Genomic DNA, 8438 nt, shown 5'->3' with positions numbered 1-8438 from the left:
CCCTTGCCCTCCCCCGTCCCGGCAAGCGGAGGGGAGTAGATTTAAGGATAACTCACGGTCTTCGGCACGCCGGGGATCGGGATCCATTCCTTGTCGTCGCCGGGCACCTTGGGGAATTCGCCTGCGGTCCAGGCGCGCTTGGCTTCTTCGATGCGGTCGCGGTTGGACGAGACGAAATTCCACCAGACGTGGCGCGGGGTGGTGAACGCCTCGCCGCCGCATAGCATCGCGCGCGCACCGGTGGCGGAGCGCAGCGTCGCGGCGACGCCGGGTTTGAGCACATAGAGCGTCATCGGCTCCAGCGTCATGCCGTCGAGCGTCGCTTCGCCAATCGCGATGTAGATGGCGCGCTCGTCGGCCTCTGCATCGATCGGCACCGCGCCGCCTGCATCGAGCACGATGTCGGCATAGATCGTGCTGGCATAAGTGGTGGTCGGCGCGCTCTGCCCCCATAGGCTGCCCATCACCACGCGCGCACGGGCCCCCGGCGTCTCGACCGTCGGCAGATCGGCCTTGGCGACATGCTCGAAGGCGGGATCGCGCTCTTCATCCGCTTCGGGCAAGGCAAGCCAGGTCTGGATGCCCGACAATTCGGGGCCGACCGCGCGCTCGGCGCTGGGCGAGCGTTCGGAATGGACGATGCCGTGCCCTGCCGTCATGAGATTGACCGCGCCGGGCTCGATCACCACGTCGCTGCCGATCGAATCGCGGTGGCCGAGCGCGCCTGCGAACAGATAGGTGACCGTCGCCAGATTGATGTGCGGGTGCGGGCGCACGTCGATGCCGGTGCCGACCTCCAGCCGTGCGGGGCCCATCTGGTCGAAGAAGATGAACGGGCCGACCATCGTGCGCGGTCGCGACGGCAAGGTGCGATGTACCTTGAAGCCGCCGAGATCGTGGGTCGAGGGGGTGATCGTCTGCAGGATCAGATCGTCATTGGTCATGGCTGTGCCTCCAGATCGGCGAGAAGGGCGAGCAGGTCGCTCGGGAAATAGGGCTCGGTCGCTTGCGTCAGTTCCGCGCGGGTGAACCAGCGCCAGCGCGTCATCACGCGCTGTTCGAGCGCGGTGTGGCCGTGCGTCTCGATCCGGTCGTGCGGCGCGCGGACGAGGAAATAGCGTTCGTCGGCGGTGACGGGCACGCCTTCGATCGTCAGAAAATCGACCACGCGGCGTAGGATTTCGGGGCCGGGATCGAGATCGAAGCCGGTTTCCTCCAGCAATTCGCGTCGGGCGGCGGCGGGATAGTCTTCGCCCGGATCGAGTGCGCCGCCGGGCGTGCACCAGAAAGGCGGGCGGTCATCTGGGTCGAAACGGAACAAGAGGACGCGCCCCGCCGGATCGAGCAACACGATGCGCGCGGCGGGGCGGGGGGGTGCGGGTCATGCAGCGTCGAGCTCGGGATAATGGCGGAAGATGCCGTTCTGCGAGAAGGGCAGGCGGCGTTCGCTCTTCAGATAGGCGCGGATGCCGGGCAGATCGGCGACGAGATCGTGGATGCGGATCAGGCCGGGATAAGCGGGCTCGAGCGCGGCCATCCGCTTGGGGAACATATAGCGCAGCCCCTCGACCAACTGGAACAGCGACGTGTCGGCATAGGTCCAGTGATGGTCGATTAGCCATTCGCCCGAACCGCTATTGGCCGCCTGCTCGAAGTGATCGAGGAATTTGGGCATGCGCTCCTCGCGGAACACCCTGGCTACCGCGAGCGCAGTGTCCTTCTGCGCCTCATAGGTCAGTGACCCGGCGATCGGGTGGTGGACGCTGTGGACCTCGGTGACCATGTCGGCGATCGTCAGCTGCAACTGGTTGAGCCACAACCGGTCGGCAATGCGCGATGCGCCGACCTGATGATGGTCGCCGAGAAAAAGCAGGATGTTGGCGACCAGCGCGTCCTCACCCTCGACGCGGCCGCATTCGACATAGGCGATCCCCGCTGCCTCCAGCGGCAATCTGATGAATTCGCCACGGCCCTGGATTCCGGGCCAATACCACAGACCGTAGCGCATCGCTTATTCTCCCGGAGCCCGGGCGCGGATCGCGAGGGCGTGAATGCGGTCCCGCAGCAGGTCCGCCAGCGCCTGATTGACCAAACGCTGTCGCCCAACGCGCGACAAACCGACAAAGGCCCCGGATTCGACCGTGACGGTAAAGTGCGATTCGCCGGTGCCGTCGTCACCCAGATGCCCGGCATGCTGCGCACTGTCGTTGGAGACATCGAGCGCGGTCGGGGAGAGGGCGGCGACGAGGCGGTCGCGAATCTCGTCGACGATCGGGCGCGGAATCGGATGGGGGGCGGTGGCAGGGTCTGTCATCGCGCCTATATAGACCGCTTTTGCATTTGAGGGAGCCGCGTGGCCCGCGACGACGACAAGAAAGATGGCGCGAGAGAGCGGCCCGCCCCGCGCTTCCACGGACGCGTGGAGGGAAGCGGGCGCGTGTGCGAGGAACCGGGCTGCAACGAAGCCGGTGAATTTCGCGCGCCGGCGGGCGATGGACCGCGTTTCGGTGCGGATGGCCCGCGTGGCTATCGCTGGTTCTGCCTCGACCATGTCCGCGCGTTCAACGCGCGCTACAATTTCTTCAACGGTATGAGCCCCGAGGAAATCCACGCGCAACAGCGCCCGTTCGCCGGATGGGAGCGCGAGACGCGCGCCTTCGCGCATTCGGGCGGGGACGTGCCGCCGAAATGGTCCGATTTCAGCGACCCGCTCGACGCGATCGGCGCGCGTTTCCGGCGCAAGATGGAGCCAGAGCGGAAGGACGGGCGGCCTTTGTCGGAGGTCGACCGGCGCTCGCTCAAGGTGCTGGGGCTCGCCCCCGATGTCGACCGGCGCGGTTTGCGCGAACGCTATGCCGAATTGGTGCGCAAATATCACCCCGATCGCAATGGCGGCGACCGCAGTTTCGAGAGCAAGCTGCAGGACGTGATCGCAGCCTATACCCAGCTAAAGAGCGCGGCGGCGTTCGCCTGATCGCTCAATGCTCCGCGACGGCAGCGTCACCCGGGCCGACCACGCCGAAGACGACGCCGTGCGGATCGCTCGCCACGATGATGCGGTCGCGCCGGGGACCTCGATCGGCCCCATCGTCACGCTGCCGCCCGCCTCGGTCACCTTGGCGGCTGCCGCCTCGATATCGGGCGCGCGGAAATAGAAGCGCCAGCCGGGCGGCGGGCCCGAGCCGTCATGCCGCATCGTCGCACCGAAGGTCAGGTCGCCGACCGCGATGAAGCGATATTCGCCCATCGGCCCCATCGGCATGACGTCGGGATAGTTCCAGCCGAACACGCTGCGGTAAAAGGCGTCGCCGGCGTCCTGATCGGGAGTGATCAGCTCGTTCCAGTTGCACTTGCCCATGCCGGTGCGCTCATAAGCGGTGCTCGATGCGTCGCTGTCGCCGCGCATGATGTAGAAGGGGATGCCCTGCGGATCGGCGACCACCGCCATGCGGCCGACCCCCGGCATGGTCCACGGGCCCATATGCACCGTTCCGCCTGCGGCCTTGATCGCATCGGCAGTCGCATCGGCATCGTCTACGCCAAGGTAGAACAGCCAGCCGGGCCTCGCCCCGCCCGCTGCCATCTCGGGCGTCAGCCGCATCACCCCGCCGACCGCGCCGTGCCCGGTTTCGATCATGCGGTAATCCATTTCGGGAGTGGGCTCGCCGATCGACCAGCCGATGACGTGATCGTAGAACGCTTTCGACGCGGGCGGGTCGATGCTTTGCAACTCGTACCAGATCGGGGTGCCGTGTGGGTTGGTCATGGGGCGCTCCTCTCGCGTTAAGGTCAGGCCGTGAGGTCGAGGACGGGGTCGAACCCGCCGAAGATCATGCGCCTGCCGTCGAACGGGATCGGCGTGTCCGCCATCCGGGGGTCGCTGCGCATCTTTTCCATTGCCGCATCGCGCGTCACCCGGTCGGGCCATTCGATCCACGAAAACGCCACCGTTTCCTCCGCCGTCGCGGCGACGGCGCGTGCGAAATCGGTGTGCTGACCCGCCGGAACGTCGTCGCCCCAGCCCTCGACGATGCGCGTCGCGCCGAGTTCCAGGAACATCGCGTCGACCAGGCGCGCATGGTCGAGGAACTCGGCCTTGCGCTCGGTCGGCACGGGGATCACGAAGCCGTCGATATACATGCGTCCTCTCCTGATCGTTCGAGGGTGGGTGGCGGGATTGATCGGGTCAGCCGGCCGTTTCCGCCTGCGGCTGCGCAGCGGGCGCGGCGTCGGCATCCATCCAGAACGGGCCGAGGCCGTGGCCGTCGGGATCCTCGATCCCGCGTGAATACATAAAGCCTTCGTCCTCCGCGCCGTGCGCCTCGCGCCCGCCCGCCGCCAGCGAGCGCGCCGCAAACGCATCCACCGCCTCGCGCGAATCGAGCGCCAGCGCGAACAGCGCGCCGCTGGTCGCGTGCGCATCGATGATCCGTTTGGGGGTGAAGCTGCTGTACAGATCGTGGGCGAGCAGCATGAAGCTGACCGAATCCGACCACGTCATCGCGGCACCGGAGGCGTTGGAGAACTGCTCGTTTCTGGTGCAGCCGATCGCTTCGTAAAAGGCGATGGACGCAGCGACGTTGGCAACGGGCAAATTGATAAAGACGGCGTTGGCCACGGCGCACCTCTCCTTTTGCGACTCGCTGTTTGTATTTGATGCATCTTCAGGTTACTTAAAACAACCATGAAGTTAGAAAAAGTGACCAAAACCCCTCCGGTTGCGACGAAGCGCTGGTATGACGATGCGTGTGGAACCGCGCTGGCGCTGGAGTTCGTGGGGGAGCGCTGGTCGCTGCTGATCATCCGCGAATTGCTGCTGGGGCCGCGACGTTTCAGCGAAATTCGCGGCGGTTTGCCGGGCCTGAGCGCCAACGTGCTGACGCAGCGGTTGCAGGGGCTGGAGGCGGCAGGGATTCTCGCGCGCGCGACGCTGCCGCCGCCCGCCAATGTCCAGGTCTATGCGCTGACGCCGTGGGGGTATGAAGCCGAGCCGATCGTGATGGCGCTGGGGCGCTGGGCGTTGCGGTCGCCCGCGCATGACCCGTCGCTGCCCTTTTCGCGCGTGGCGCTGATGCTGGCGCTGCGCATGATGTTTCACCCCGAACGAGCGCGGGGCTTTGCCGGGGCGTTCGGTTTCGTGCTCGGTAAGGAGCGTTATGGTGCCCGCATTGCCGATGGCGCGCTGACGGTCAGCCGCGGCGACGTCGCCGATCCCGATGCGGTGTTTGAAGGCGAGCCCAACGCCTTTCTGCCCGCGCTGTTCGGCACGACGCCGTTGGCGGAGGTGGTGTCGTGGGGGCGGCTGGCGGTCAGCGGCGATGTCGCACTCGCCGCACGCTTCTGCACTGTGTTCGAACTGCCGCCCAAAATTGCATGAAACTCACGTCTCGACTTCGCGCGATACGAAGGGCTAGGGAGGGGGCAACCACCTTGCAGAGCATTCAGCAATGACCACGATTCCGAACACTCAGCCCGACAGCCGCGAGACTACGATCCTCGACGCGCCCGACCAGATGAAGAAGGTCCGCGACCTGTTCGGGATCGATTCGGACATGGAAGTCCCGGCGTTCAGCGAAGCCGATGAGCGCGTGCCCGATCTCGACCCGACCTATGTGTTCGACAAGGACACGACGCTGGCGATTTGCGCAGGCTTTGCGCACAACCGCCGCGTGATGGTGCAGGGCTATCACGGCACCGGCAAATCGACGCATATCGAGCAGGTCGCCGCGCGGCTGAACTGGCCGTGCATCCGCATCAACCTCGACGCGCATATCAGCCGCATCGACTTGATCGGGCGCGATGCGATCGTGCTGAAGGACGGCCAGCAAGTCACCGAATTCCGCGAGGGGCTGCTGCCCTGGGCGCTGCAGACGCCGACCGCCTTGGTGTTCGACGAATATGATGCGGGCCGCCCCGACGTGATGTTCGTGATCCAGCGCGTGCTGGAAACCGAGGGCAAGTTGACGCTGCTCGACCAGAACCGCGTGATCCGCCCCAACCCCTATTTCCGGTTGTTCGCCACCGCCAATACGGTGGGCCTGGGCGATACGTCGGGCCTGTATCACGGCACCCAGCAGATCAACCAGGGTCAGATGGACCGCTGGAACATCGTGGTCACGCTCAACTATCTGCCAGCGGCGGTCGAGGCGCGGATCGTGCTCGCCAAATCGGGCGAATATGATCAGCCCGAGGGCAAGAAGCAGGTCGAGAATATGGTGCGCGTGGCGGATCTCACGCGACGCGGCTTCATCAACGGCGACATTTCGACCGTGATGAGCCCGCGAACCGTGATCACCTGGGCGCAGAACACGCTGATCTTCGGCGATGTCGGCTTTGCCTTCCGCCTGTCCTTCCTCAACAAATGCGATGAAACGGAGCGCGCTCTGGTGGCGGAATATTATCAGCGGGTGTTCGGCAAGGATCTGCCCGAAAGCGTGGTGGCACAGTGATGCTCGCGCTGCTCCTGCTCCAGGCGGCGGCAGCGCCCGCACCCGCCGCTGCGCCTGCCCCCTGGGCGGTGCAGACGCGCACCAGCGGCAAGAGCGTCGCGACCTCGACCTCCGCCTGGTCGAGCGATGACACAGCGCGCCTGGTGGTGCGCTGCGATGCGACCAGCGAGAAGATCGTCTCGCTGCAATTCATCCCCAAGCCCGGCTTCGCGGCGGCACAGCCGCGCCCGGTGGCGATCAACATCGACGATGGCGGCTGGCTTGGCACCAATTGGCAATTTCCGGGCAATGGCGCGTTCGTCAGCGACGATCTGGTGGTGAGCAACCTCGCCGCGATGATCGCGCACGGCAAAGCGATCAAGGTGCGCGTGGTGGACCCCGAGGAGAAGATCGTCGAAGCGCAGTTTACGGGCCCCGGCGAAGCGCCGATCCGGCAAGTGCTGACGGCGTGCGGCTATGAACTGGGCAAGCCGCCCGCGCGCGCTGGTGGCCGCCGCGGCGCCGGCCGCTCCGGCGACACCGGACGATCAATAAGCGTTTGCAAAGGGCCGATTGTCGATGACCGAGCCGTCTTCCGCTGCCGCCGATTTCACGCTGGGGCGGCTCAACCATGTCGGAATCGCCACGCCCTCGATCGAACGCTCGATCGCTTTGTATCGCGACGTTCTGGGCGCGACCCGTATCGGCGCGCCGTTCGATTTGCCCGCGCAGGGCGTGAAAGTGTGTTTCATCGACACGCCCAACACGCAGATCGAACTGATCGAGCCGTATGACGACAGCTCGCCGATCGCGGGCTTCCTGCGCAAGAATCCGGCCGGGGGGCAGCACCATGTCTGTTTCGAAGTGCCCGAAATCCATGCGGCGGTGGCAGCGCTCAAGGCCAAGGGCGTGACGGTGCTGGGTGAGCCGCGTATCGGCGCGCATGGCACGCCGATCGTCTTCCTGCACCCCAAGGATATGGGGGGGCGTGCTGGTCGAAGTGATGGAAACGCCCGCGCTGGCGCACGGCTGACGCGGCATGCCCCGTGACATAGGCGAGTGGACGCATGATATGTCCGCTCTGTAGGGACGGATCAAAGCGACGTTGCGTGGGTGCGCCTTTGTCCGGACAGCATGCGCGCGAAGATAGGGAGAGGCCATGACCGACACGATGATCCAGCAGGAACGGCGCGGCGACGTGCTGGTGCTGACGCTCAACCGGCCCGAGCGGCTGAACGCCGCGCCGCCCGAAATGTTCGTGGAATTGCGGGAGGCGCTGGCTGCGCTGGACGGTGCGCGCGCGGTGCTGATCGCGGCGAACGGGCGCGGCTTCTGTTCGGGCGCGGATGTCGCGGGCGGGGCGTTGGGCAGCCATGATCCGGGCAACACCACCTTCAAGGCGCTGACCGAGGCGTATAACCCGACGATCGCGGCGCTTGCCGAACTCAGCGTGCCGGTGGTGAGCGCGGTGCGCGGGCCGGCGGCGGGGATCGGCTGCAGCCTGGCGCTGGCCGCCGATTTCTGTGTGGCCTCCGAGACGGCCTATTTCCTGCAGGCGTTCGTCAATATCGGGCTGGTGCCCGATGGCGGCGCAAGCTGGATGCTGCCGCGGCTGATCGGCCGTGCGCGCGCGACCGAAATGATGCTGCTGGGCGAGCGCGTCGCGGCGGCCAAGGCGCTCGACTGGGGGATGATCCACAAGGTCGTCGCCGACGATGCGCTCGATGCCGAGGCGTTCGCTTTGGCCGATCGGCTGGCGGCGGGGCCGACGGTGGCCTTGGGGCTGATGCGGCGGCAGATCCGCCACGCCTATGAAGTCGATTATGCCGCCGCCATGCTGCAGGAAGCCGAGAACCAGCGCACCGTGCGCGGCAGTGCGGATTCGATGGAGGGCGGCATCGCCTTCCTGCAAAAGCGCAAGCCGGTGTTCAAGGGGGCGTGAGTTGCATTCCCTCTCCCTTTGGGAGAGGGAGGGAGCCGCCGTAAGGCGGCGGAAGGGTGAGGGTCGCC

The 8438-nt window shown here is 66.2% G+C and carries 11 protein-coding genes and 1 pseudogene; 5 read left to right on the top strand and 7 right to left on the bottom strand.

Annotated features, from left to right (window positions below; genetic code table 11):
• Positions 1 to 41: 41 nt before the first annotated feature.
• The 4 genes from NW75_RS20065 to NW75_RS20050 are packed head-to-tail and all read right to left on the bottom strand — an operon-like array spanning position 42 to position 2314.
• Complete coding sequence (locus NW75_RS20065; RefSeq protein ID WP_033967142.1) at positions 42 to 944, bottom strand: pirin family protein; 903 nt, start codon at positions 942 to 944, stop codon at positions 42 to 44.
• On the bottom strand, positions 941 to 1351 hold the full coding sequence (locus NW75_RS20060) for an NUDIX domain-containing protein (protein ID WP_231565349.1): 411 nt from the start codon (positions 1349 to 1351) through the stop codon (positions 941 to 943). Before NW75_RS20060 ends, NW75_RS20065 begins: the two co-directional genes overlap by 4 nt.
• Before the next feature lie 30 nt (positions 1352 to 1381).
• Positions 1382 to 2008 (bottom strand): glutathione S-transferase, encoded by a 627-nt coding sequence (locus NW75_RS20055; protein ID WP_033967139.1) that lies wholly within the window; start codon positions 2006 to 2008, stop codon positions 1382 to 1384.
• A gap of 3 nt (positions 2009 to 2011) precedes the next feature.
• On the bottom strand, positions 2012 to 2314 hold the full coding sequence (locus tag NW75_RS20050; RefSeq protein WP_033967138.1) for a BolA family protein: 303 nt from the start codon (positions 2312 to 2314) through the stop codon (positions 2012 to 2014).
• 39 nt (positions 2315 to 2353) lie between these two features.
• Here NW75_RS20050 and NW75_RS20045 point away from each other — a divergent pair, with 39 nt between their 5' ends.
• Positions 2354 to 2974 (top strand): J domain-containing protein, encoded by a 621-nt coding sequence (locus NW75_RS20045; RefSeq protein ID WP_033967137.1) that lies wholly within the window; start codon positions 2354 to 2356, stop codon positions 2972 to 2974.
• On the opposite strand, the gene NW75_RS20040 is transcribed toward NW75_RS20045, so the two are convergent.
• Genes NW75_RS20040 through NW75_RS20030 form a run of 3 tightly spaced genes read right to left on the bottom strand, consistent with a single transcriptional unit; the run spans position 2948 to position 4618 of the window.
• Complete coding sequence (locus NW75_RS20040; protein ID WP_231565348.1) at positions 2948 to 3766, bottom strand: VOC family protein; 819 nt, start codon at positions 3764 to 3766, stop codon at positions 2948 to 2950. The two genes, NW75_RS20045 and NW75_RS20040, sit on opposite strands and share 27 nt — an antisense overlap.
• 23 nt (positions 3767 to 3789) lie before the next feature.
• Entirely contained in the window at positions 3790 to 4140 is a 351-nt protein-coding gene (locus tag NW75_RS20035; protein WP_033967136.1) for a DUF1428 domain-containing protein, read from the bottom strand.
• Positions 4141 to 4186: 46 nt separating this feature from the next.
• Positions 4187 to 4618, bottom strand: coding sequence for a VOC family protein (locus NW75_RS20030; RefSeq protein WP_033967135.1), 432 nt, complete (start codon positions 4616 to 4618; stop codon positions 4187 to 4189).
• Positions 4619 to 4699: 81 nt separating this feature from the next.
• Between NW75_RS20030 and NW75_RS20025 the strand changes: the two genes are divergently transcribed.
• From NW75_RS20025 to NW75_RS20005, 4 genes and pseudogenes are all read left to right on the top strand, one after another.
• Positions 4700 to 5377 carry a winged helix-turn-helix transcriptional regulator gene (locus NW75_RS20025; protein ID WP_231565347.1) on the top strand — a complete coding sequence of 226 codons (678 nt, stop codon included), beginning with the start codon at positions 4700 to 4702 and terminating at the stop codon, positions 5375 to 5377.
• A gap of 70 nt (positions 5378 to 5447) precedes the next feature.
• Positions 5448 to 6449 carry a cobaltochelatase subunit CobS gene (gene cobS, locus NW75_RS20020; RefSeq protein WP_033967133.1) on the top strand — a complete coding sequence of 334 codons (1002 nt, stop codon included), beginning with the start codon at positions 5448 to 5450 and terminating at the stop codon, positions 6447 to 6449.
• A gap of 558 nt (positions 6450 to 7007) precedes the next feature.
• Positions 7008 to 7461, top strand: a pseudogene (mce, locus tag NW75_RS20010) (methylmalonyl-CoA epimerase).
• Between the two features lie 126 nt (positions 7462 to 7587).
• Positions 7588 to 8370 (top strand): enoyl-CoA hydratase-related protein, encoded by a 783-nt coding sequence (locus tag NW75_RS20005; RefSeq protein WP_033967131.1) that lies wholly within the window; start codon positions 7588 to 7590, stop codon positions 8368 to 8370.
• Positions 8371 to 8438: the final 68 nt, after the last annotated feature.

It is taken from the genome of Sphingomonas sp. Ant H11 (assembly GCF_000797515.1).
Classification (GTDB): domain Bacteria; phylum Pseudomonadota; class Alphaproteobacteria; order Sphingomonadales; family Sphingomonadaceae; genus Sphingomonas.
The sequence above is the reverse complement of the archived record's forward strand: the minus strand, read 5'-3'. Positions and strand labels throughout refer to the sequence as shown.